This is a genomic window from Bacillus sp. EB01 (assembly GCF_000613125.1).
Lineage (GTDB): Bacteria > Bacillota > Bacilli > Bacillales > Cytobacillaceae > Bacillus_D.
Genome location: NZ_HG964497.1, coordinates 2,988,469 through 3,011,798, shown reverse-complemented (window position 1 = coordinate 3,011,798; position 23,330 = coordinate 2,988,469). Strand labels below are relative to the sequence as shown.

The 23,330-nt window shown below is 42.3% G+C and carries 19 protein-coding genes and 3 pseudogenes; 17 read left to right on the top strand and 5 right to left on the bottom strand.

Annotation, left to right across the window (positions count from 1 at the left end; genetic code table 11):
* The first annotated feature begins 89 nt into the window (after positions 1-89).
* The 5 genes and pseudogenes from nirB (at position 90) to TY16_RS13755 (ending at position 5,833) form a co-directional block, all read left to right on the top strand.
* Positions 90-2,524, top strand: a pseudogene (nirB, locus tag TY16_RS13775) (nitrite reductase large subunit NirB).
* A 67-nt stretch (positions 2,525-2,591) separates the two neighbouring features.
* Positions 2,592-2,900: a nitrite reductase small subunit NirD gene (gene nirD, locus TY16_RS13770; protein ID WP_231505615.1), complete on the top strand. Its 309-nt coding sequence runs from the start codon at positions 2,592-2,594 to the stop codon at positions 2,898-2,900.
* 33 nt (positions 2,901-2,933) lie between these two features.
* A complete protein-coding gene (gene cobA, locus TY16_RS13765) occupies positions 2,934-4,394 on the top strand; it encodes a uroporphyrinogen-III C-methyltransferase (RefSeq protein ID WP_231505614.1) in 1,461 nt (486 codons plus the stop codon).
* Positions 4,395-4,460: 66 nt separating this feature from the next.
* Entirely contained in the window at positions 4,461-5,210 is a 750-nt protein-coding gene (locus TY16_RS13760) for a sirohydrochlorin chelatase (protein WP_052342728.1), read from the top strand.
* Entirely contained in the window at positions 5,207-5,833 is a 627-nt protein-coding gene (locus TY16_RS13755) for an NAD(P)-binding protein (RefSeq protein ID WP_155922250.1), read from the top strand. The genes TY16_RS13760 and TY16_RS13755 overlap by 4 nt, the downstream gene beginning before the upstream one ends.
* 79 nt (positions 5,834-5,912) lie before the next feature.
* Here TY16_RS13755 and TY16_RS13750 read toward each other — a convergent pair whose 3' ends face one another.
* Positions 5,913-6,362 carry an SRPBCC family protein gene (locus TY16_RS13750; RefSeq protein WP_043932461.1) on the bottom strand — a complete coding sequence of 150 codons (450 nt, stop codon included), beginning with the start codon at positions 6,360-6,362 and terminating at the stop codon, positions 5,913-5,915.
* A complete protein-coding gene (locus TY16_RS13745) occupies positions 6,359-6,697 on the bottom strand; it encodes an ArsR/SmtB family transcription factor (protein WP_043932460.1) in 339 nt (112 codons plus the stop codon). The genes TY16_RS13750 and TY16_RS13745 overlap by 4 nt, the downstream gene beginning before the upstream one ends.
* A 428-nt stretch (positions 6,698-7,125) precedes the next feature.
* Here TY16_RS13745 and TY16_RS13740 point away from each other — a divergent pair, with 428 nt between their 5' ends.
* From TY16_RS13740 to TY16_RS13715, 7 genes and pseudogenes are all read left to right on the top strand, one after another.
* Positions 7,126-7,449, top strand: a complete 324-nt coding sequence (locus TY16_RS13740; protein ID WP_043932459.1) for a PadR family transcriptional regulator — start codon at positions 7,126-7,128, stop codon at positions 7,447-7,449.
* Positions 7,442-8,008, top strand: coding sequence for a DUF1700 domain-containing protein (locus tag TY16_RS13735; protein ID WP_043934731.1), 567 nt, complete (start codon positions 7,442-7,444; stop codon positions 8,006-8,008). Before TY16_RS13740 ends, TY16_RS13735 begins: the two co-directional genes overlap by 8 nt.
* On the top strand, positions 7,995-8,798 hold the full coding sequence (locus tag TY16_RS13730) for a DUF4097 family beta strand repeat-containing protein (protein ID WP_043932458.1): 804 nt from the start codon (positions 7,995-7,997) through the stop codon (positions 8,796-8,798). The genes TY16_RS13735 and TY16_RS13730 overlap by 14 nt, the downstream gene beginning before the upstream one ends.
* A gap of 437 nt (positions 8,799-9,235) precedes the next feature.
* Positions 9,236-10,384 (top strand): IS200/IS605 family element RNA-guided endonuclease TnpB, encoded by a 1,149-nt coding sequence (gene tnpB / locus TY16_RS13725; RefSeq protein WP_043932457.1) that lies wholly within the window; start codon positions 9,236-9,238, stop codon positions 10,382-10,384.
* 205 nt (positions 10,385-10,589) lie between these two features.
* Positions 10,590-10,697: pseudogene (locus tag TY16_RS26910) on the top strand (cysteine hydrolase); the annotation flags it as partial.
* Positions 10,698-10,904: 207 nt separating this feature from the next.
* Complete coding sequence (locus tag TY16_RS13720) at positions 10,905-11,453, top strand: GNAT family N-acetyltransferase (RefSeq protein ID WP_043934730.1); 549 nt, start codon at positions 10,905-10,907, stop codon at positions 11,451-11,453.
* Between the two features lie 13 nt (positions 11,454-11,466).
* A pseudogene (locus tag TY16_RS13715) lies at positions 11,467-12,380 on the top strand (VOC family protein).
* 577 nt (positions 12,381-12,957) lie between these two features.
* Here the strand turns inward: TY16_RS13715 and TY16_RS13710 are convergent.
* Positions 12,958-14,139, bottom strand: a complete 1,182-nt coding sequence (locus tag TY16_RS13710) for a hypothetical protein (protein WP_043932456.1) — start codon at positions 14,137-14,139, stop codon at positions 12,958-12,960.
* Between the two features lie 23 nt (positions 14,140-14,162).
* Positions 14,163-14,900, bottom strand: a complete 738-nt coding sequence (locus TY16_RS13705) for a TraX family protein (RefSeq protein ID WP_043932455.1) — start codon at positions 14,898-14,900, stop codon at positions 14,163-14,165.
* 459 nt (positions 14,901-15,359) lie between these two features.
* Between TY16_RS13705 and TY16_RS13700 the strand changes: the two genes are divergently transcribed.
* The 3 genes from TY16_RS13700 (at position 15,360) to TY16_RS13690 (ending at position 18,039) form a co-directional block, all read left to right on the top strand.
* Positions 15,360-16,643: a glycosyltransferase family 2 protein gene (locus TY16_RS13700; protein ID WP_442853219.1), complete on the top strand. Its 1,284-nt coding sequence runs from the start codon at positions 15,360-15,362 to the stop codon at positions 16,641-16,643.
* 145 nt (positions 16,644-16,788) lie between these two features.
* The gene (locus tag TY16_RS26275) at positions 16,789-17,034 is read left to right on the top strand and encodes a hypothetical protein (protein WP_155922249.1); all 246 of its coding nucleotides are present in this window, start codon (positions 16,789-16,791) and stop codon (positions 17,032-17,034) included.
* Between the two features lie 231 nt (positions 17,035-17,265).
* Complete coding sequence (locus TY16_RS13690; RefSeq protein ID WP_043934729.1) at positions 17,266-18,039, top strand: serine/threonine protein kinase; 774 nt, start codon at positions 17,266-17,268, stop codon at positions 18,037-18,039.
* On the opposite strand, the gene TY16_RS26270 is transcribed toward TY16_RS13690, so the two are convergent.
* Positions 18,036-18,200 (bottom strand): hypothetical protein, encoded by a 165-nt coding sequence (locus TY16_RS26270; RefSeq protein WP_231505613.1) that lies wholly within the window; start codon positions 18,198-18,200, stop codon positions 18,036-18,038. The genes TY16_RS13690 and TY16_RS26270 overlap by 4 nt on opposite strands.
* Before the next feature lie 440 nt (positions 18,201-18,640).
* Here TY16_RS26270 and TY16_RS13685 point away from each other — a divergent pair, with 440 nt between their 5' ends.
* A complete protein-coding gene (locus tag TY16_RS13685) occupies positions 18,641-22,411 on the top strand; it encodes a DEAD/DEAH box helicase (RefSeq protein ID WP_052342726.1) in 3,771 nt (1,256 codons plus the stop codon).
* Positions 22,404-23,171 (top strand): hypothetical protein, encoded by a 768-nt coding sequence (locus TY16_RS13680; protein ID WP_043932452.1) that lies wholly within the window; start codon positions 22,404-22,406, stop codon positions 23,169-23,171. The genes TY16_RS13685 and TY16_RS13680 overlap by 8 nt, the downstream gene beginning before the upstream one ends.
* Positions 23,172-23,330 lie beyond the last annotated feature (159 nt).

Genomic DNA, 23,330 nt, shown 5'->3' with positions numbered 1-23,330 from the left:
AATACGCATTTACAATATAACCATAGAGAAAACAATGAAAACTCAACTGTGAGAAAAACTCGCTTTGCAAGAATAGGAGGTCCCTAAACATGGACAAGAAAAAATTAGTCATGATCGGAAATGGAATGGCCGGTGTCAGGACAATTGAAGAGATTCTTAAACTGAACCCTGCACAATTTGACATCATTATATTTGGCAATGAGCCACACCCTAACTATAACCGTATCCAGCTGTCGACTGTGCTCCAGGGTGATACAACGGTTGACGATATCATTATGAACAGCTGGGACTGGTATAAACATAACAACATCGAACTTTTTACAGGCGAAGCGATTGTAAAAATAGATTCAGATAAAAAAACTGTTGTATCCGAGAAGGGGCGTACAGGTGAATACGACGAACTTATCATCGCGACCGGCTCCAGTTCTTTTATCCTGCCAATACCGGGATCCGACAAGCAAGGTGTAACCGGGTTCCGTGATATCCCCAGGATACCGAAACCATGATTAAAGCAGCGGGAACATACCGCAAAGCTGCTGTCATTGGCGGCGGGCTCCTTGGACTTGAAGCTGCAAGGGGACTCTTGAACCTAGGGATGGAAGTGGGTGTCATCCATCTCATGCCGCACCTTATGGAAAGGCAGTTGGATCCTGCGTCATCTGACATGCTAAGGGCAGAGCTTGAAGCACAGGGCATGAACTTCCTGATGGAAAAAGCAACATCCGAGATTCTTGGTGATGAGCGCGTTACAGGTCTTCGGTTCAAGGATGGCTCCGAGATAGATGCTGATCTTGTCGTTATGGCTGTTGGCATCAAGCCGAATGTACAGCTGGCAAAAGAAGCAGGAATTTACGTGAACCGCGGGATTGTTGTCGATGATTTCATGCAGACGAGTATTCCATCCATCCGTGCCGTCGGCGAATGTGCCGAGCACCGTGAGATTGTCTACGGACTAGTGGCACCGCTTTATGAACAGGCGAAAGTTCTCGCTGCAGATATTTGTGGTTCAGACACGAAGCCGTATGAAGGATCAGTTGTCGGAACAGGTTTGAAAGTCTCAGGTGTTGACCTGTTTTCGGCAGGCGAGATAGAGGATGGACCGGGACTAAAAGCAATCAAAGTCCACAATGAATTTGATGGTGTTTATAAAAAAATTGTCATCCGCGACAACCGTGTTGCCGGGATTGTACTTTATGGTGATACAAAAGATAGCTCAAGGCTGTTCCGAATGATGCTGAAAAAAGAAGATGTCAGCGGCATGACGAGTGTAAATATCCTTGAATCAGGCTGCTGCGGTGGCGGTGCTGGAGCAGGAAGTGATGTTGCGGCAATGGCTGACGATGAACTTGTCTGCGGCTGTAACGGTGTAACAAAAGGAACAATCGTTGGCGCAATAAAGGAAAATAGCCTGACGACTGTTGACGAAGTTGGCGGCTGTACTAATGCCGGCCGTTCCTGTGGACGATGCAAAGGACTTATTTCTGAAATCCTTGCCTATACACTTGGTGACCAGTATGACAAAACAGCGAAAAAATCCGGTATGTGCACTTGCACCACTTTGAGCCGCGATGAAGTTGTCGCTGAAATCAGGGGAAAAGGTTTGACAAGTGTCAGGGAAGTCATGAATGTCCTTGACTGGAAAGCTGAAGAAGGCTGCTCAAAATGCCGTCCGGCTCTGAACTATTATCTTGGAATGATCAATCAGGAGCAGTACAAAGATGACCGCAATTCCCGCCTTGTGAACGAAAAAATGCACGCCAACATCCAGAAAGACGGCACTTACTCCGTTGTTCCAAGGATGTATGGCGGCGTAACGACAGCACAGGATTTGAAGAAGATTGCCGAAGTTGCCGAAAAGTACGATGTTCCGCTCGTGAAGCTGACTGGCGGACAGCGGATTGGGTTGTTCGGATTGAATAAAGAGGATTTACCTGCAGTATGGGAAGAGCTCGGAATGCCTTCGGGTTATGCGTACGGAAAAACGCTTCGTACCGTAAAGACATGTGTTGGCGCGAAATTCTGCCGCTACGGAACACAGGATTCAATGGGACTCGGCATCGAGCTTGAGAAGAAGTTTGAGAGACTCGATACTCCTCATAAAACGAAAATGGGTGTATCCGCTTGTCCAAGGAACTGTGCTGAAGCAGGAATTAAGGACTTCGGAATTGTCGGAATCGATGGCGGCTGGGAAATTTATGTTGGCGGCAATGGAGGTACAGACCTGCGCGCGGGCGACTTACTTGATACCGTAAAAACAAAAGAAGAAGTAATCGAATTGATCGGGGCATTCATGCAGTATTACCGTGAAACAGCGGTTTACCTTGAAAGGACTTCGAAGTGGGTGGAGCGCGTCGGACTGGATCACATCAAGGAAGTACTAGCAGATGAAGCGACTAGAAAAGCCCTTAACGAGCGTCTCGACAAAACGCTTGAACGCTACAACGAACCTTGGCAGGAAGCAATCGAATCAAACGAAATTCAGGAAAATTACTATCAGAAGCGATCTGTTCCAGTAGAGGTGTAGACAATAGAGCAAGGCCGCGGGAATGCGGATGATCCTGCGGCCGGCATTCATGAAAGGAGATGCAAACATGGCGAAGGTTAAAGTTGCAGATTATACAAGCCTGCCTGAAAGGATTGGCCAGGTATTCAAAATAGACGGGGAAGAAATCGTGTTATTCCGGTTATCAAACGGAGAAGTCAGGGCAGTTGAGAACCGCAGCCCGCACCCAAAAGGCGGCACTCTTGCGGATGGCCTGGTTAGCGGTGAGTTTGTTTTTTGCCCGGTATACGACTGGAAAATCTCGCTTGTCGACGGAAAAGTTCAGGCACCTGACGAGGGCCAGGTAAAAACGTTTACGATTGTAAGAGACCGAGAACAGGTATATATAGATTTATAGGTGCATTTAAACAGCACCCGGAGGGATGACGGTATGATGAAGAAAGGAAAAGTGTTTTTAGTGGGAGCAGGACCTGGCGACACGGGGCTAATTACAGTCAAGGGACTTGAAGCAATTAAAGGAGCAGAGGTTATCCTTTATGATAGGCTGGCAAACCCCAAGCTTCTCGAGTTCGCTCCGGCAGACTGTGAACTCATTTATTGCGGCAAATTGCCCGATCGCCATGTGCTCCGCCAGGAAATAATCAACAGCCTGCTTGTGGAAAAAGCGCTTGAAGGCAAAACGGTTATCCGCCTCAAGGGCGGTGATCCCGGAGTGTTCGCCAGGGTCGGCGAGGAAGCAGAAGCCCTGGCTGAGCATGGCATTTCCTATGACATCGTACCTGGAATCTCATCCGGTATTGCTGCACCGGTTTATGCAGGCATACCTGTCACCCACCGGGAATTCGGGGAGTCTTTTGCAGTCGTGACGGCGCATGACAAATCAAAGGACGGCCATCCAGACCTTGATTGGAAGAGTCTCGCCTCCGGTATTGATACAATCGCCTTTTATATGGGAATCTCAAACCTTCCATTCATATGTGAAAACCTCGTGAAGCACGGGAAATCAGCGGCAACCCCGGTCATCCTGATCCAGTGGGGAACGTTCGGGCGCCAGAAGACTCTCGAGGGAACGTTGTCCGATATTGCCGAAAAGGCAAGTGCTGAGAAATTTTCCAATCCCGCAATCACATTGGTTGGAGAGATCGTCTCGCTTAGAAAAAAACTGAATTGGTTTGAGAAGAAACCTATATTCGGTAGGCAAGTACTATTGGCGCGAACAGGGACAGAGGAAAGTGCACTGGCAAAAGAACTTTCCAGCAATGGTGCCGATGTTATCGAATTTCCGAAGTGGAAGCGAAGCCGAGTGGAGCCGGACAAAGACATTCTGGGTTCTATTTCCGACTATGAGCGGATTTTGTTCACTTCCCCGGAAAGTGTTAGTGAGTTCTTTGAGATTTTAATAGGAGAAAAGATTGATATTCGGCGGTTAAAAGCAGAACTGTTCGGGTGTTCAATGAAGTCGTTAGCCGCACTGAATAAGCGGGGATTTATCGCCGAACTTGAGTCCAAGATGAGTACATCCGGCCGTCTCCTGGTTGTGGGGGACAGTTCAATTATGGGCCGTCCGGAATACAAAGATGGCGATCAGTTCATCACAAGCAAAAAGGAAATAGATTGGAACCATATGCAAATTTTTACGAGAATGATAGACGAAGCAGAGGTTAATACAGTCATCTTTCCTTCTGCAGCTTCAGTACGGGTTGTAATGGAACACGGAATCGAGATTGGCGTGATCCCAGCGGACCTACTCCATAGAGCTGAACTTGTGGTGCTTGGTGAAAAAACGACAGGTGCACTGAAGGAATATGGACTAAAACCTAATGTGGTGCCAGCCGAACCGACGAAATCTGCTTTAGTGGAAAGCCTTCGGAATAGCGTGAATGGGATATAGAATCCCGATGCTTCGGGAAGCACAATCGCTGTGCTTCCTTCTGTTTTATCGAAGGGAGGAACCTATATGGAAGCAATCCTTTATATTGGCCACGGCAGCCGTACTCAACAGGGCAATGAAAAGTTTGCTTCGTTTATCAAGGATACGATGAAACTGGCCGATGAACCGATAAAAGAATATGGATTTCTGGAAAATGCCAGACCTTCCATTTTTGAAGCGGCTGAAAATTGCATTCAACAGGGAGCCGACTGCTTGACCGTCGTTCCGGTTCTGCTTTTACCAGGAATTCATGCCAATATTGATATACCTGCCGAGCTTTCTGAAGTGAAAAAAGCCTATCCGCACATAAAGATAAAATACGGAAAGCCAATCGGTGCTCATGAAAAAATCACTGAAATCCCGATCGATAGGCTCGAAGAAAAAGGATTCACCAACAATAAGGAGGAAACTGTCCTTCTAATCGGACATGGGAGCCGTGACAAGGAAGCAGCTGCGGAATTTGACCGCATCGCCGAACAGCTTGGCAGCAGGATTGCTTCAACGGTAGATACAGGCTTTATTGTGTCAGAGCCATATTTTAACGTTAAAATGCAGGGTATATTGAAAAAAAGCCGTACTAAAATATATCTTGTTCCTTTTCTACTTTTTACAGGAAGATTTACTGATAAAATAGAAGAAAGAGCTTCGTTAGCTGCATCTTTATACCCAGGCAGTGAGGTTATCTTTTGTGAGCCGACGGGATTTGATGATCGGCTAATGCTCGTGCTTAATGAACGGCTTGACGAAGCTAAAAGAAGCCAGCAAATAAAGGGGTGACCTGTTTGCTATATCCAATTTTTCTTGAATTAAAAGGCCGAAACACGGTTGTGGTGGGCGGCGGCAAGGTGTCAGCTCGAAAGACGGCAGGCCTGGTAGAGGCAGGTGCGATTGTGACCGTAGTCAGTCCTGAATTAACTTCAGAGTTGGTGACGATGGCTGAGAATGGGAAAATTCAGTGGAGAAAAAAGTCCTTTTCCCCTGAGGATGTGGAAGGGGCACTTCTGATAATTGCTGCCACCAATGACAGGGAAACAAACCTTGAAGTGAAAGAAGCTGCCGGTCCGCATCAGCTTGTCACGATCGCGGATAATCCGGCTGCCTCCGATTTTCACGTACCTTCCGTAGTCAGAAGGGGAAAGCTGAACCTGGCTGTGTCCACTTCCGGGGCAAGCCCGACTCTTGCGAAGAAAATTCGCAAAGAATTGGAAGAAAAGTATGACGATCAGTACATAAACTATCTCGAATTCCTAGATGAATGCAGGACGAAAATCCTTGCAAAAGTAATAGATTCTGAACGCAAACGGCAATTGTTAAAGATCATAGCCGAAGAAGAATATTTGCTGGACAAAGAACGCAGGCTGGAAATGGCTGAATTACTTAACAAAGAAGCAGAAAGATAATTGCTGGTAGTAAAAGACTGTCAACAGCGGATGTTGACAGTCTTTTTAATTTAAATAATTTGAATGAATAAAACAACATTTACCACTTCTGGTCATGCAGGTTCTTTGTTAAATCGTCAAACGCATCAGACCAGCCGTCGTACACGTACTGATCGCCAGGATGACCAGCGAATCCGCGCAGGTGAAAGATCATCTTGGTGCGGTCGCCAAGTTCAGTTAGTGTTAGGGTCACAACCGGGGAGTTCTCAATGGGTGCATCGGGGTAACCCCAGGTGAAGACGAGCCGTTCGAAAGGTACGACGTCGAGAAACGTACCTCCGGTATGAAACTCCTCACCAGTTTCGGTGTTAACCATTGTGTAGCGATAGAGTCCACCTTTGCAGACGTCGAAGGTGATTGACTCCAAGGGTGTCGAAGGTAACCAGGCAGCAAGTTGCTTCTCCTCAGTCCAGGCGCGCCACACGAGATCGCGGCGGGCATTTAAAATTCGGGTGATAGTAAACTCCGGTGCGGATGTATTCATGTTCATTGTTCCTCCTTTTTGGTCATGGTATTGAGGTGCTCTTCCAGTGTGTCGAAGCGCTGGTTCCACTCGCTACGGTGTTTCTCTACCCAGGCAGATGCCTCATTTAGAGGCTCGGTACGTATCGTCAGGGTCCGCCACTGTCCTTTTGATGTGCGTTCGACCAACCCTGCTCGCTCAAGCACTTTGATGTGCTGGGATATCGCGGGTGCGCTTATCTCGAAGGGCTCGGAGACCTCTTTAACTGTCGCCTCACTCTGAGCCAATCTGGTCAAAATTTTTCGGCGCGTCGGATCGGCGAGTGCAGTGAATATGAGGCTAAGTGTGTCCTTTTTAGTCAATTAAGCATCTCCTTAATTAAGTATTTTATTAATTATGCATCCATGTATGTAGGCGTGTCAAGCTGCTAGAAAAGTGAATTGATGTACAGGCCAAAGAATTGCCTGTGCTTAAGGTTGTGGTGAATCGCCGGGTTTTCGATTCATAGTTGGGTAGAGGAAGTGTAGTTGAAAATAGAAAAATTCCCAGTAAATGTCTAAATGCTCATATCGATACGGAATCGGCTCATATGAGGCTCATAAGTATGGTAAAAAGGCTCATAAATTTTTTAGGGCAGGCTTTTTAATTTTAATGATTAAAAAAATATATCATACAGTACCTTGCATTGAACAGTACTGTATGATATATTTTGCATGAAGGTACCCTGTAAACGCCAGTACTGTATAATGAATAGTAGTTGAAAAGTTAAAGAGAGAGGTGAAACTCAACAGTGAACGTACAATTTAAAAAAGGTGTATTAGAATTATGTGTTCTCGTTTTACTGAATAAAAAGGATCGGTATGGTTATGAACTTGTTCAAAAGATATCCGAACAGATTGATATCTCTGAAGGATCTGCGTATCCGCTATTAAGACGATTAACAAAAGAAGGGTACTTTACGACGTACTTAAAAGAATCCACGGAAGGGCCGCCAAGGAAGTATTATAAGTTAACAGATAACGGAAGAACGTATCTTAATGACCTGCTCCAAGAATGGAAAGATTTCGCAAATGGAGTAAATCAATTAATAAAGGAAGGTGTAAATGGTGACTAAAAAACAATTTCTAACTATATTGAATGCTTCTTTGAAGAGACTTCCTTCCGACGAAAGACAGGATATTTTACAAGATATAGAGGAGTATTTTGAAATTGGCTTAGGTGAAGGAAAGACTGAGGAACAACTAGCAGCTTCACTAGGTTCCCCCCAGCAAATTGCTAAAGAGCTGGTAGCAACGTATCGGGTTGAAAAAGTTGAGGAAACTGCCACAGCTGGTAATATTTTTCGAGCAGTATGGGCTGTCATTGGATTAGGATTTTTTAACCTTGTTATTGTGTTAGGGCCGTTTGTTGCTTTAGTAGGGATAATAATTGCTGGTTGGTTAGTGGGAGTCTCATTTGTTGCTTCCCCGATATTGGTCTTAATAAATGTAGCCATATATCCGCAAATTTTTGAGCTTTACGACTTGTTCTTTTCCATTGGCCTTGCTGGTCTCGGTTTGTTTATTGCAATCGGAATGTTCTTTGCAACCCGTTCACTAACAAATGGATTTGTCCGATATTTAAAATACAATGTACGAGTTGTGAAAGGTGGCATGAAACATGTTCAACATTAAAAAGATATCTATTGTTGCCTTAGTTCTTTTATTAGTTGGGATTACTGGGAGTCTATTAACAGTTAATGGAAAGAGCCAATCTGAGTCGATTAAAGAAGAACGAATATTTAACGATGAAAATTACACCAATATTGAGATTAAGGGAGATAACGCTGGAGTAGAAATTATTCCTGCAAACAATTCAACAACGAGAGTAGAGTTAGTAGGGGATGCCAAAAAGGATAGAGAATATACCTTTGATGCTGATATCCAGAAAAATACACTCTCTGTAAATTTAGATGAAAAGCAGCTTAAATTCTACAACTTTGGCTTTTCTGATTCAGCACTGGCTATAAAGGTTTATCTACCAAAAAAATTGTACAACACATTGCGGTTAGATGTTCGCAATGGCAGTGTTAAAGCTGAAGGAATAGACATAAAAGACGCAACTGTAAACACCATTAATGGAACAATTGATCTAAAAGATTTGAAAACTTCTACAATTACCGCCAGGTCTAATAACGGAAAAATAGTCCTTGAAGACATTGAAGGTGATATATCCGGGAGTGTAATAAATGGGAGTATCTCTTTTGTAACAGATCATTTAGATCGCAACATGAATTTTGATACCATGAACGGTAAAATCGAAATTCAAACCAAAAAAGAACCAACAAATGCTACCATCGATGTTGAAATTACCAACGGAAAAGTTGATATATTGGGAGATTCCACTCGAGATTCTGTGTTTGGAAATGGAGAAAACTTGATAAAGTTAATAACCATAAATGGGGACATAACAGTAACGAAATAAGATAAAGAGTAACTAGTTGAATTCAGTGGGTAAATGATAGAGTTGTAAAGGGCTGTTTAGCAGATGGTGAAGGAAACAGGTGAGTTGATCCACTAGGATTAACCACCTTTTTTTATTGTACAAACTAGTTTAATAAGCCTCAAGACCGAGATAAAAATATGTCTTTGGTTCATTACAATGAATTTGTTAACACGTTAAGATAAGAATCAATCTGGCAGAAATAGGAAGTAGTGAAAATCATGAAAGCGAAAAAGAAACTGAGATATATGATTTTTTTAAGAAAAATTTTTTCATCATCCGGCAGAAGATTCCCTCTTCAATTGTGTGCAGGGCAAAGTCCAACAATAAGGGGAGATGAATGCCGGTTGGCGATAGCCAAGGTTTTCCTTTCTATGATATAATTAGAACAAACGTTCCGGTGAAAAGGGAGTGTTTGTGTGATTAAAAAAGCGTATAAATTTCGAATCTATCCAAATCAAAAACAAGAAATCCTGATTAAAAAGACAATTGGATGCGCCCGGTTCGTCTTTAATCTCTTTCTTGAAAAATGGAATACTTCCTATAAGGAAGAGGGCAAAGGACTGTCCTACAACAAGTGTTCCTCCCAGCTTCCTGTCCTGAAAAAGGAATTTCCCTGGTTAAAGGAAGTGGACAGTACGGCCGTACAGACATCCCTCCAGCATCTTTCCGATTCGTTCGAAAGGTTTTTTAAAAAACAGACAAAAGCCCCGCGATTCAAATCAAAGAAAAACAAACTCCAATCCTATACCTCCAAGCACACAAACGGGAATATCGCTATTGTGGGCAATAAGCTGAAACTGCCAAAACTTGGGCTTGTCACATTTGCCAAAAGCAGGGAAGTTGAAGGCAGAATAGTAAACGCCACGATCCGCTGCAGCCCCTCGGGTAAGTACTTTGTTTCAATCCTGGCTGAACAGGAAGTCCAGCCTAAGGTAAAAACGGGTTCAGTGGTCGGGGTCGATTTGGGATTGAAGGATTTTGCCATACTCTCCGATGGCACCTCATACAAAAATCCGAAATTCTTCCGGACCATGGAAAAGAAATTAATAAAAGCACAACGCATCCTCTCCCGAAGACAGGAACAGGCTATAAAGAACAAGAAACCTTTGAATGAAGCCAAGAACTACCAAAAACAGAAACGGGAAGTCGCGAGGCTACATGAACAAATCGTGAATGCGAGGACAGACTACCTGCAGAAAATCTCTACCCAAATCATCAATAACCACGATGTCATCGGTATTGAGGATCTGCAGGTTAACCATCTTCTCAAAAATCGCAAACTTGCCAAATCCATCAGTGAAGTATCCTGGTTCCAATTCCGCACCATGCTGGAGTACAAGGCAAAATGGTATGGAAAGAAAATTGTGGCGGTTTCAAAGACCTTTGCCTCCAGCCAACTCTGCTCGAATTGCGGCCACCAACACAAAGACGTTAAGAATCTCAACCTTCGCAAGTGGGTGTGTCCGGAATGTGGCATGGAACATGATAGGGATATTAACGCAGGAAGAAATCTCCGGAACGAAGCCATTCGTCTCCTAACTGTCGGGACGACAGGGATAGCCTAATCAACTAGAAACTGATAGGTTTCTTTACTTAGGAATCCCCTTCCTCATTCAGCGGCAGCTAATAGGTGGGGGTAGTTCAAGAAACGCAGTTAACTAATAACCCTGCTAGTAAGATAGTTGCATTACAGGGGCATCATTATCTACATTGGACTCGTTATAAGGAAATGAGCAAAGAAGTTAATGAGTTCATAGAGGAGGTAGATAGGATAGTGCAGTAAGAACAGCCACTATTAGTGGTTTGGATGTTACATTAGTAGGAGACGGACATTCGACAACAGGCAGCGATACACTAAGTGCAGAGCAATTTATAAAACGCGACTCTGGCGTTCCAGCATCGGATTAAAAACAAACATGCTCAAAAAGGATATTATAAGCAATAATCTACATCCAGTGCTTATACGTAACAGATTAGTCCATGAAAGAAACCCTCACAATGTTGTCCGACTTATAGGAGGTTACAACTGTGGATTATAAGTTTACAATAGTCAAAGCTGATAAAATAGATTTAGATGTAAGAAAAATGATGGCTGAAATTTTTGCAGAAGGCTTTACACAATGGCTTATCTTTTTTTCCAAAGATAAAAACGTTATTGCAAAGGCTTTTGCTCATATGTTTATTTTAGAGCAATTTTATGTAGCTATAGCAAATGGCGAAATTGCTGGAGTTACGGCATGTACAGATGGAAAAAAAAGATCGGTAAGATTAAATAAAAAAGAGTTGAGAAAGTACTTAGGCTTCTTCAAGGGAACCATGGCAGGCATCTTTTTAAAAAAGGAATTTGAAGCTCCTTATGAAAACTTCCCTCCAAATACAGGATCAGTTGAATTTGTTGGAACAGCGCAGAAATTCCGTGGACAGGGTGTAGCATCTCAAATCATCCAACATATCATTGAAAATACACCGTACAATGATTATGTCATTGAAGAAGTTGCAGATACGAATACACCGGCAATGAGATTGTATAAGAAACTGGGTTTTGAAGAATACAAAAGAAAGCCTATCCCGGAGAAGGTAGCCAAGAAAATTGGAATCAATAATTTCTTGGCTTTGAAGTATGTAAAAAGATAAGGAGGAAGTAACTATGTCAAAAACAAATCCAAAAATCGTTCCGCATTTATGGTATGACAAGGAAGCGAAAGAAGCAGCCGAGTTTTACGCTTCCATATTTCCGGACTCAAAGATTACGAATGTAACAACAATCCACGACACACCATCAGGAGACTCCGATATAGTCTCTTTTGAGCTTTGGGGGCAGAAGTTCATGGCAATTAGCGCAGGGCCTATTTTCAAGTTAAATCCGTCGGTGTCTTTCATGGTTAATTTTGACCCATCGCGAGAAAAAAACGCGAGCGAAAAAATAACTGAGGTTTGGAACAAATTGTCCGAAGGTGGCAAGGTGTTAATGTCACTTGATAGGTATCCGTTTAGTGAGAAATATGGCTGGATTCAGGATAAGTATGGTTTGTCCTGGCAGTTAATACTTACCAATCCAGAAGGTGAAGAACGGCCTGCAATAATGCCATCACTTTTGTTTGTCGGTGATAACTGCGGCAGTGCGGAAGAGGCTATTAATTTTTATTTATCAGTATTTAAGAACGCAAAGCAGGGACTTATCGCCCGCTATCCCAAAGGCATGGAACCTGATAAAGAAGGAACCATCATGTTCTCTGATTTCATGCTTGAAAGTCAGTGGTTTACCGCAATGGATAGCGCACACGAGCACAAATTCAATTTTAACGAGGCAATTTCATTTATGGTGTACTGCGACACGCAAGAAGAGATTGATTATTACTGGGAGAGGCTTTCTGCAGTTCCTGAAGCTGAGCAATGCGGCTGGCTGAAAGATAAGTATGGCATATCCTGGCAGATTGTGCCTAGCGAGATGGATCAGATGCGAGCAAGGGCACATCAGAGCAGCGTGAGCGAGTAACGAAAGCATTTCTTACTATGAAGAAATTTGATCTTTTGACATTACAGAAAGCATTTATGGGATAACGAGTAAGGGTCCAACTACAGTTGGGCAAATGAAGGAAGTACTTCATTTTCAAAAGGCTGGAAGATACTGATTGGAATATGCTTTTTAGACAGAAACTGGTTCGGTTTTCAAATGCACATACTAAATTCACATACGAATTGACAGTCCAATTTACATCTGAAATGGACTGTTTTTTTGTTTCGAACGAAAACCCGGGCTAGGCCCGGGATTCCCCGTTCTTCATAAGGTAGCCAGCAAAAATAAGCGGAGGTTTTCCTGTTATTTTCAGAATGAAGTTCATTTCGGGATAAATAAAGGGAAAGTTTCCGCTTATCAAAAGCAAAAGCACCTATTTTCATAGGTTTTGAGTTAATAGGCGGAATATCTCCGTCTATTTAAACTATTTTTGATGGTATTTACTCATTAGACGGAATTTCTCCGTCTATATGAGTTAAACAACTGAGTTGCTAAAGAGAGGAGCCTTCATAGAATTGCGTAAAACACAGAAGAACTTTAGATTAATTTATATAGATAATTAATTCGCTCTTTTAAACACTAAAAACCCCTTCGCACAAAGCGAAGGGTTTTATGGTTGTATTAATTTGGAACGGAACTATAAACATCTGTCAGTACAAATTGTCCGCTGCCTTTGTTATTGGCGGTTTCGTTCATGGCTTCCAAATCATTGAAATGCCACCATTCCGAAGCCAAAGGAGTAAGTCCAGCAGTCGTACAGTACGTCTGTAATTTCATTGCAGCTTCATTCATTGAATCTGAATATGTCGCATCCTTCCAGGCTGTTGGAGATATTGATGTAACAGGAGCAGTAAATATAGCTGATGCTCCGCTCAATTCATGAATCGGGGTCGGCATAGTGTATTCAGTGTAATCCGTAATCGCGGTCGCTTTATAACCGCCAATTGATATATCTTTTTTGGAGGTTATTTTGACTAAACTGACATCAATCGCATACCCCTTCTGATGATTAGAAACCCCATTTGTGATAAACCAGGCGATTCCCCATGGAGGAGTGTTAATTCCCCTCATTACCTCCTGATCCTTGCTTGCTAATTTCGATAAACCTTGTACTACCGCAATTTGCACAGAGTAAGGTCGGAATCCTTCGTATATTTTTAGAGAGTCACCCTTGGAAAGGGCAAGCTGTTGGGCGAGATGAATTTTTTTGGACATTGAATAAAGAACAGGGATGATATACTCTTCTTTCCCAAGCCGCTCATTAAATGACTTTGACGAATACAATGCTTTGTTTGAAATTTCAGGGATTGCCTTGCCAGACGAAATAAATTTTGATGAATAAGTATTGGTGTTGTCATAAATAATCGACGGAATAACATCAGGAAGGTTGATAAAGCAATATTGATGTGGCAGCCAGCCAGATGAACCATCTTTTTTAATAAACCACCAATCTCCTTCTTCCCGAAGAATTTCAAAACCTGAACCAGCATTGATTGTTTCGAGGGTTTTAGAATTTGGATGAGCGGAAGCCTTCAGATTTAACTTTACTGATGCATACCCTGTAGCCCCGTTCACGGGTAATTCTAATTCACCTTCATACACTTTACTTTCTTTTGGTTCATCTACTTTCGTACCATCTGGTGTGGGATTTTCCTTCTTTTCCTTTTCAATCTCAGTGGAAGATGGCTGATTACTGCCGGAGTCATCGTCGTTAGGCTTATTTACACAAGCCGTTAGTATAACGATCATGATCATCGCAATAGCCATGATTGTCTTCCATTTATATTTATTGCCTCTTAACATGAATCTTCTCCTCGATAGTCAGACTAGCCAAAAATGACGTGTCTTAATAAATATAAAATTATCAGGTGGCCCGGATAGAAAACATAAAAACCCCATTTGATAAGATTGGATTTTTTGCCCCTCTGACCATTATATAGAGCCATAATAGGTATGAGTAAAAAAATACCTAAACGGAAAATAGTATCCGTCCCCTCTGAAATGATTCCAGGAATGATGTAAAAAATAGTTCCTATAAGAGCGAAACTCAACATCTGCTTATTGAATTGTCCTCTAAATAGGCCAAAGAAAAGTACCCATAACACGGCTATGTAATTCCAGTCAGCCGTCCAGGCGAGAAGACAGCATAAACCAATAAGTATTACTTTCAATAATAGGTGCAGTTCTGTTTGTTGGCTGACCTTCAATGCCACCAGACCCATCAGCAATGACCAGATGACGCTAGTTGCTTGCCACCATTCCAGATCGAGATACATCACAAAAGGAAAGTGCGAAATGACTGCAAAAATAAAAAGCCGCTTTATGTATTTGTTGATATTCGACGTATGAAAATACCCTTCGGCAATCAAGTAACACATTATTGGGGCGGCGATTCGCCCAAAAGCATGGACGATCTGGTCCAATACAGTCCCCTCAGGAACCAGCCATATAGCAGTATGGTCGACAATCATTGCAATAATAGCAATTACTTTAATGGTATTTGCATTCAATGACCATGTGTTGACACCATCTAAACTTAACGCCCTCGCGTTATTAACTTCCATCTTCATCGCTCCTTATTAAAAATACTTATGTAAGAATACTTCTTCATCACGTAACGAGGAAAAGTAACATTGTAACAAGTAATCTAGTAAAATTGCAAAAAAACAATGCTAAACCCTGGGGCTGGAGGTCACTAATACATCAACACTTACTATTCCTTAAAAACATATTGTCTAAACCTGTTTATTTTTGTAAAACGCTTAGCTTGCACGAGGAAAGCCCGTGGGCAAGGATGTAACCTTATTTGCATAACTTGGATTCTTTTTTAATAACAAAATTTTTAAAAAATTTACGCTTTGTTTACGGGATATTAATGGGACCTTTGTATATGTGTTATATGCTTTGAAAGAATGAGTCTGAATGGCCGCTTGGATGGTCTGCAAAGATCCTTGGTTTGATGTAGTAACTGGCGGCTAAACAGGAGTAACAAAATATTAAGGTATCGTCGTGGAGGTATGGATTTGGATTTGTCTATTAATGACTTTATTCATTATTTCAATTTGAGCTTTTTCGTTCTGTTTGCTTTGCTGTATTCATACCATTTGGTTTACATGTTGGTTGCCTTTAAGGCCAAGAAAACTTACAAGCCGCTTGTGGAGGATGTGCATCTCCACAAATATGCAGTCATCATTGCAGCCCGGAATGAAGAGGTTGTTATTGGACAGCTGATTAACAGTATTAAAAAACAGAAGTATCCAAAAGAATTGATTGATATATTCGTAGTGGCAGATAACTGCAGTGACAAGACTGCCCAATTGGCAAGGCAAGCAGGAGCGGTTGTCAGGGAGCGATTTAATAAGATCCAGATTGGGAAGGGATATGCACTTGATTTTATGATAAAAGTCATTGAACGGGAGTACTCTGCCAATGAATACGATGCTTATCTTGTCTTCGATGCCGATAATCTCCTGAGTGAAAATTATATTGCCGAAATGAACAAAACGTTTAATAAGGGATATCGAATCGTCACGAGTTATCGAAATTCAAAGAACTTTGGCCAGAATTGGATTTCTGCAGGGTATGCGCTTTGGTTCCTGCATGAAGCTGAATTTCTAAACCTGCCACGGATGGCGCTCAACTCAAGCTGTGCTGTTTCCGGAACAGGCTTTCTTGTAGATGCAGGGTTGATGAAGGAGAATGGTGGATGGACATATCATCTTCTTACAGAAGACATTGAGTTTTCAGTAGCTCAAATTCTTAAAGGGGAGAAAATCGGTTATTGCAGGGATGCGATTTTCTTTGACGAGCAGCCAATAACGTTTAAACAATCCTGGCATCAGCGCATGCGGTGGGCAAAGGGATTTTATCAGGTGTTTGCTAAATATGGCGGGAAACTGATAAGCAAGTTTTTTCTGGAAAAAAGAAACAAACTCTCCTATTACGATATGGCGATGACCATTATGCTAATCGTCGTCGTAACAGGTTTCAGTATTTTAATAAATGGATTGAGTTATTTGGCAGTCTTATTTGGACTTATTGAGAGTATCGACATTGACACTATGACACTGCAATTTTTACAATCGCTTGGCTGGTCATATGGAATCCTTTTTGTTACGGGTTTGATCACAACGATAACAGAATGGAAGAAAATCCACTCACCAGGCTGGAAAAAAATCACCTATCTCATCACATTTCCAATTTTTATGTTCACCTACATACCTATTTCGATTGTTGCCCTGTTTAAGGATGTTGAATGGAAGCCAATCGCCCACACAGTAGCAAAATCGATTGATGAAGTCCGATAAGTCAAGGGAGATGGGTCTCCCTTGCAAAATAAGCAGGAAGGCCGCCATAAAGTGAGCTATGTTACCGCAAACTTTGCCACTATACAGACAGGAATTGATTATTTTATTAAATTTACTATTAAAATTAAAGAAGGAGCTGGTATCCATGAAAAAGAAATTATTATGGATTCCTTTGTTAGCTGCCTTACTATCAATGGTGGTTTTATATGCAATCGGATCCGTATTTGAAATTTCACTTTTGAGTTGGAATTTTGATAAAGAGAATTCATCTGAGGGGTTTACTTTTGAGGCAGGGGTATCATTTGTTCCTATTATAGTTGGAGTAATCATCGGATTTATTACAGAACGAATACTTAAAAATAAATATACAAAGAAGACTAACTTGGTATAATGCCAAGTTTTTTTTGTACTTCTAAGCACCTCTACAGTCAAGGTACTTCATGACTACCCTTGGGTTCTTATGATATCTTGTTATAATAAACCCGAAAGTTTGAGTACTTCTTAATAACAGTAATAAAGTCAGATAACCTCTTTATTAATTGAATTATATCAACCAATATCTTGAATGGAGGAGAGGAAAGTTTCAATTTTTCGTTCGATCAGGAAAGCTTACCAGTTTTTTGTGGACAAACCGATTAAAAAGGGAACAGTTCTAAACGAACGTTATGAAATAGTGAACGTTATCGGGGCTGGAAGTTATGGTCTTGTTTATCTGTGCAAAGAGTTAAAAACAAACGAGACTAGAGTATTAAAACAGCTTCGTCCAAGTAAGCGCCGCAACAAAAAAGAGATAGCATTGTTTGAAAATGAAATCTCTGTTTTGCGCATGGTTAACCACAAAAATATACCGAGACTATTTGAAGCCTTTACAACTAACGGACACTTCTTTTATATCATGAGCTTCATTGAAGGGGATAATCTGGAAGAACAGATTTTTTTTAGCAAAAAAATCTTTAATGAGGAAGAGTCGTTACAGGTTCTTACTCAATTACTAGAATTAGTAGATTATCTTCACAAAGAAGACATTTACCACCAGGATTTACGTATTCCAAATATCTTAGTAAAGAACACCGAGCTTTTTTTAATCGATTTTGGTTTGACAAAGCATGAAGCAGCTGTTGACCCATTCCATCCATCACCTAACAATCAAAAAAATATCCTGGAGCTGAAACAACAGGACTACTATGACTTAGGAGAAATCCTTTTATATTTGCTTTATACGACGTACTCTTCTAAAAACAAAAAAGCTCTCCCTTGGACAGAAGAGCTTTCTTTAGAAAAGGAAACTGTTTATTTGCTAAAAAGACTACTGGAAATTAACGAACCTTACTTAAATAGTAGTGAAATTTCGAACGATCTTTTTGCCGCACTTAAAGCGAAGCAAAAAGTTACTTAATTGAAGGAAGGAAGCTTAACTGCTGTTTCGACCCTTCCGTTTGTAGTAACTGCTTCCACCCATTGGAGAACGCTTATATCGTTTGCTGCTGCTGCTTCCTCGAGGATAAAACCCTCGTCCACTGCTGCTTCCTCTTCGATAATGGCCATGTCTTCGTTCACTGCTGCCTTGTGAAAGCTGCTTAATTTGTTTCAGGATTTTTTTAAACATTGTTTACCTCTTTTCTTTTTTTGAACATATAGTCTAACATAGTTTAAAGCTCTAAAGCGTTTATTAGCATTTGGATCCAGGAACTAATACAAGGGCAGAAGAAATGTCTTCTGTTAATACGGATGTTCTGCCATTGGAGCAGTTTCTGAAATCAACAGTTGGAACCAAAGGAAAGCAAAGCTAATGGTTCAATTCATGTATACATTTATCTTTCCTATTATGTCTTTCCTTAAACAACCTGCCCCGTTAGCAATTATTATGAGGAGTGTCGGCAGCATTGTTTGAATACTGCCAGGCAGCTTAACCAAGGGCGTCAGAATGTGCTATAATTGCTAAGTTGCTATTTTTTATAAAAGAACCTTTTGGTTGTTAGTAAAGCGGGTGGACACGTATGATCATGACACAAAAAACTACATATCGATGTCCGATTTCTTTGACCAAAAAGGCTAAGGATAAAATGCGAGAGCTTGAGTTGGATGAGCGATCGTTTTTTTTATTGGAAAAATCTTTTCATATTTATATAGAAAAATATCCCCAATCGGCAGATGGACTTGTTTCGGCTGCCTTATTTTTTGATCCCGAAAGAAACGATAGGCTTGCGGACAAGTACAGCAAGTTTGTAATAGTCCTGCATTGCTTGGTGAAACCCGACCGGTTTGTTGTAACGAATGTAACGACGAGGCCGGTGCATATTCCGTTAAGTTCAAATTGGCGCATCTCGGCAAGTCTTGAGTTTGACACTAATGTTCAGAGCGGCGGGCCGGTGCCGATTGAGTTGTTGAAACTGATTCACACGATGCCGGTCGCCCAGGAAAGTTCCATGTACGTGAAGAAGCGGATTGCCAGCTGGGAAGGCTATTTGAAAATTCAGGAGCAGTCTGCGGATATTCCTGATATTACATCCCGCTATTCCTCGTTGATCTTCAATGATGATTTTAGCCGGGTAAAAATAACCGGCTGCCAGATGAGTGAGAAGGAGTGGAAGTCACTCAAGGACATGAGCGTCAAGCTGAAGGGAATTGACAAGGATATCGGCAAAGTCCTGAAAGCGAATCGCTCGGCCTCTACAGTTGAAGTGGAACTGCCCGGATATATGGAAGAACAGGCACGCAGCCAGCGGCTTGATCAGCATCCGAGGGAAGTCATTTTTAGCAATTTCGCCACGTTAAGCCAGGTGAAAAGACTGCGCCAGGGGTTTAAGCAATTGGAAAACGGCCTGGCTGCGAACCCTGAGCTGGAGCGTCTTTTATTTGAAAATAAACCGCCTGTTAAAAAGGTGAAAGAACAGGTTCCGCTGCAGTTCCACAATCGGTTAAATGAGTTCCAGCGGGCAGCTGTCACAGGAGCAATGTCTGCTGAAGACTTGTACGTTATTCAGGGGCCGCCGGGAACGGGGAAGACGACCGTTATTTCTGAAATCTGCCTGCAAAATGCTAAGGCGGGGCTGCGTACTCTTGTAGCATCACAGTCGAATTTGGCGGTCGACAATGCGTTGGGCCGGCTGCTTGCCCATAAGGATATCCGAATCCTCCGCGTCGGCCGTACGGAAAGCATTGAAGAAGAAGGCAAGAAATTCATTGAGGAAAATGTCGGGCAGTATTGGAAGGACCATACGTATCAGGAAGTTTCCAGTCAATACGAAACACGAAAACAGCGTCAAACGGAAATTGAAGCGGAATGGGCGGCCAATGAAAAGGAACAAGAACGGCTTCAGCAAGAGCTTGAACGAGTGAAGGCCGAGCTTGAAACGAAAAAGAATGCCAAGCAGAAGGCTGACGAAATTCAGTCCATTATTGCTCAGTATAAAAAAGACATACAGGAAGCTGAACAGGAAAAGCAAAAAGTTCAGGGGCTTTTGGTGAAAATTGAACAGTCACTTCGTGTATTGAAGGACATGATTGAAAAGGACGAGAAGTTTCTTGAAGAAGAGCCTGACATTGATGCGATCCAAAATGAGTTGGAAAACATTGAGCAAGAAATTGAACGGCTAAAGAACAGTGTAGTGCTTCAAGAGCTTGAAGATGAGATAAATGCTGTGAAACAAGCGATAGATGAAAGTTCCGCTGAATGCGTGAAATGGGAAGAGGTTAGGGGACAGAAGGATGCACTGGCGGAAAGAATAACAGCTGCTAAGAAATTTGACTCTCTAAAATGGATTATGCTCGAACAAAATTTCACGAGGACTTTGCAAGTGATGTCATCGATTGCAAAGCTCGATTCTCTTCGTGAACGTAAAAGCCAGCTCGATAAGCTGCAGGGCTATAACGATAAACTGACCGCTGCAATCAGATACCTTGAACAGTTGTTGGGGAACCAGCCGGGACAATTGAAAAACACGTCTCCGATATCGACCACGTCACTTGAAATTGACCAGTTTTTAGATAAGCTAAGAAGCGAATTAAAAGGAAAATCAACCATCCATCGACTTGCAGGATTTCTGGAAGGGCTATATGGCAGGCGACAGAATATCTGGCTTAGAGCGCATAAGTTGAAACTGAATGACAGCGATAAGCGAATGGCACAGGAAGCGATTTTGAAGTTGAAGCAGGAATTAATCATTCAGCTAAAGCCAGTCCAGGATGAATATAAGCAGATCCATCAAAGATATCAGAGACAGCTGGATGAGCAGAACGCCAAACTTTCTTTTTTACAAAGCAGGCAAAAGGAAATGGCTGGATCCTCACAATTCATTCCGAATGCGAAGGAATTGCTTCTTTTAAAAGAATCGCAGTTGCTGGAACTGCAAGGCAAGAAAGAGCAGTATAGCCAAACAAAGCATCGGGTCGAAAACAATCTCCGGAAACAGGAACAAGAATCTGTTCAGCTGCATGAAGCCGAGCAGAACCTTACTGAAATCGTTGCCCGCCTTGAAAAACTCTCCAGCATCCTCAAAGAAAAGGAAGCTGAACTGACGCCATTGAGTGATATCCTGGCTTCTGACCCGGAACGGGAGCATGAAGAAGTATTAAAGCAGCTTGCCAGTATTTCTTTTTCAAGAGAGTCGTTGAAGCAGGAAAAGCAGAAGCTGCCGCTGTTCCAGTCGGTCCAGGGTATGTGGAAGTCCTTGCTGGAAGAAGCCAATGACCATGACCTGAATGAAATCCGTAAGCTATATGTAAAGCATGCCAATGTCATCGGAACAACCTGTGTAGCATCCGCCCGCAAGGATTTCATCGAAAGCTACCCGGTGTTTGACGTTGTCATCATTGATGAAGTATCCAAGGCAACCCCGCCGGAGCTGCTCTTGCCAATGCTGAAGGGGAAAAAGATTATTCTGGTTGGTGACCACCATCAGCTGCCGCCTTTATTGGGAGACGATACCCTTGAGGAAACCTTGCAGGCAATGGCGGAAGAAAGTGATGACTTTGAAGGGAAAGCTGAGCTTAAGAAGCTGTTGCATGAGTCGCTGTTTGAACGCTTGTTTAAAAATCTCCCGAAAAGCAATAAAACGATGCTCGCGATTCAATATCGGATGCATCAAAACATCATGGAAACGATAACGCCATTTTACATGGATGAAAACGAAAAGCTGCAATGCGGCTTAATCGACTCGGATCGAGATCGGGACCACAAGCTCGAATCCCCGCTCCTTCAGCGGAACAATCATCTCCTCTGGCTGGATATGCCGAACGAGCCTGCATTTTTTGAAGAAAGAATGAAAGGCGGGAAAAGTTTGTATAACCCGGCTGAATTGAAGAGGATTGGCGAGTTGCTGAAGGAATTGAATGAGGCAGCAGCAGAGGCGAAAATGGCTGGACGAATGGGAGCCGATGAGAAAAAAAGCATTGGCGTCATTAGTTTTTACGGTGAACAAGTGAAACGGATCGATCGCATGCTTCAACAGGAGCTGCATTTGCCACACTTAACAATCCGAACCGGGACAGTCGATAGATTCCAGGGGATGGAAATGGATGTGATTCTGTTAAGCATGGTGCGCAATCACGATAATAAGCATGATGATATCGGCTTTGCAAGGGATTATCGCAGGCTGAATGTCGCGTTGTCGAGAGCAAGGGAGCTGCTTGTAATGATTGGCAGTACAAAGATGTTTACTGAACGAGCAAAACATAGCGGTGCGAGACAAATGTATACCCATGTGTTGGACTCTGTAAAAAAACATGATGGACTGCGGGTCATGGAAGAGGTGAGTCTGCGTGGATAAATTAAAGAAGAAATTACGTGCGGAATTACTTAAAAATCCGGCTGTTCAAATCAAGAAATCGCTGGTGTGGCAGTTGCCTGTGGCTACGTATTCAGTTTTGTTCAGTCGGGTGAAGCGGTCGAAAATGGACATTCTCATGAAAATGATGCTCCTCACGTTGGAGCAAACCCAAATTCGTCGCGCGGCCAATTTGTCCGAGTTGTTGCTCGTAGAGGAGCTGTTCATTGAAGATTTATTGAAAAAAATGCAGCGAATGGGCTTGATCTGTTTGGAAAATGGAAGCTACAAGCTGACGTCAAAAGGGAATGAGCAGCTAAAAACTGGAATCATGGAAGAGGAATTGGAAGAAGAGTCGTCCGTGATTACATATAGCCCGCTCCATGATGAGATTTGGTCTGAGATGAATGAGCCTTTACCTGAAACGGACGAAGAACTGCCTCTTTATCGGTATGCAGATAATCAAAGTGTTATTGATAAGGAGAGAATCTTGGAGGTTCTCGCCGAGAGGGAGAACGGTGTGGAAGAAGACGGATTTCAAACCGTCGTGACTTCAGTAAATAGCTTTAGCGAGCAAAACGTTGAACAGATCCCATGCCTCGAATTTCAACTATACAACAAAGAACAGGACACATTTTACGCGCGTGTCTGGAATACTTGGCTCGGACGCTGGGATGAAACGTTCGAAAGGCAGATAGAAGAGAAGGAACGCTTGGACTGGCGGGAAACGTGTACAATTATGGAGAAGAAAAATGAAGGATAGATTTTTATCTTAGCAGAAATAGAAAAGCTTTGGGATTTGAACATGCATAAATAAAATGAAAATAGATTCGGCCAAGATACTCCAGGGACACCGGAGTTGTGTGCAGCTCGAAAAAATAGAAGATATGAAGATGTTCAAGATTCTATAATAGTTTTCAAC

Bases quoted from the DNA above. Each gene is read 5' to 3' on its own strand.
- nirD (WP_231505615.1), top strand. From the start codon at position 2,592: ATGGCGAAGGTTAAAGTTGCAGATTATACAAGCCTGCCTGAAAGGATT.
- TY16_RS13705 (WP_043932455.1), bottom strand. From the start codon at position 14,900: ATGGAAGTTAATAACGCGAGGGCGTTAAGTTTAGATGGTGTCAACACA.
- TY16_RS13730 (WP_043932458.1), top strand. From the start codon at position 7,995: ATGTTCAACATTAAAAAGATATCTATTGTTGCCTTAGTTCTTTTATTA.
- cobA (WP_231505614.1), top strand. From the start codon at position 2,934: ATGATGAAGAAAGGAAAAGTGTTTTTAGTGGGAGCAGGACCTGGCGAC.
- TY16_RS13720 (WP_043934730.1), top strand. From the start codon at position 10,905: ATGATGGCTGAAATTTTTGCAGAAGGCTTTACACAATGGCTTATCTTT.
- TY16_RS13710 (WP_043932456.1), bottom strand. From the start codon at position 14,139: ATGTTAAGAGGCAATAAATATAAATGGAAGACAATCATGGCTATTGCG.
- TY16_RS13750 (WP_043932461.1), bottom strand. From the start codon at position 6,362: ATGAACATGAATACATCCGCACCGGAGTTTACTATCACCCGAATTTTA.
- TY16_RS13760 (WP_052342728.1), top strand. From the start codon at position 4,461: ATGGAAGCAATCCTTTATATTGGCCACGGCAGCCGTACTCAACAGGGC.
- TY16_RS13685 (WP_052342726.1), top strand. From the start codon at position 18,641: ATGATCATGACACAAAAAACTACATATCGATGTCCGATTTCTTTGACC.
- TY16_RS26275 (WP_155922249.1), top strand. From the start codon at position 16,789: ATGAAAAAGAAATTATTATGGATTCCTTTGTTAGCTGCCTTACTATCA.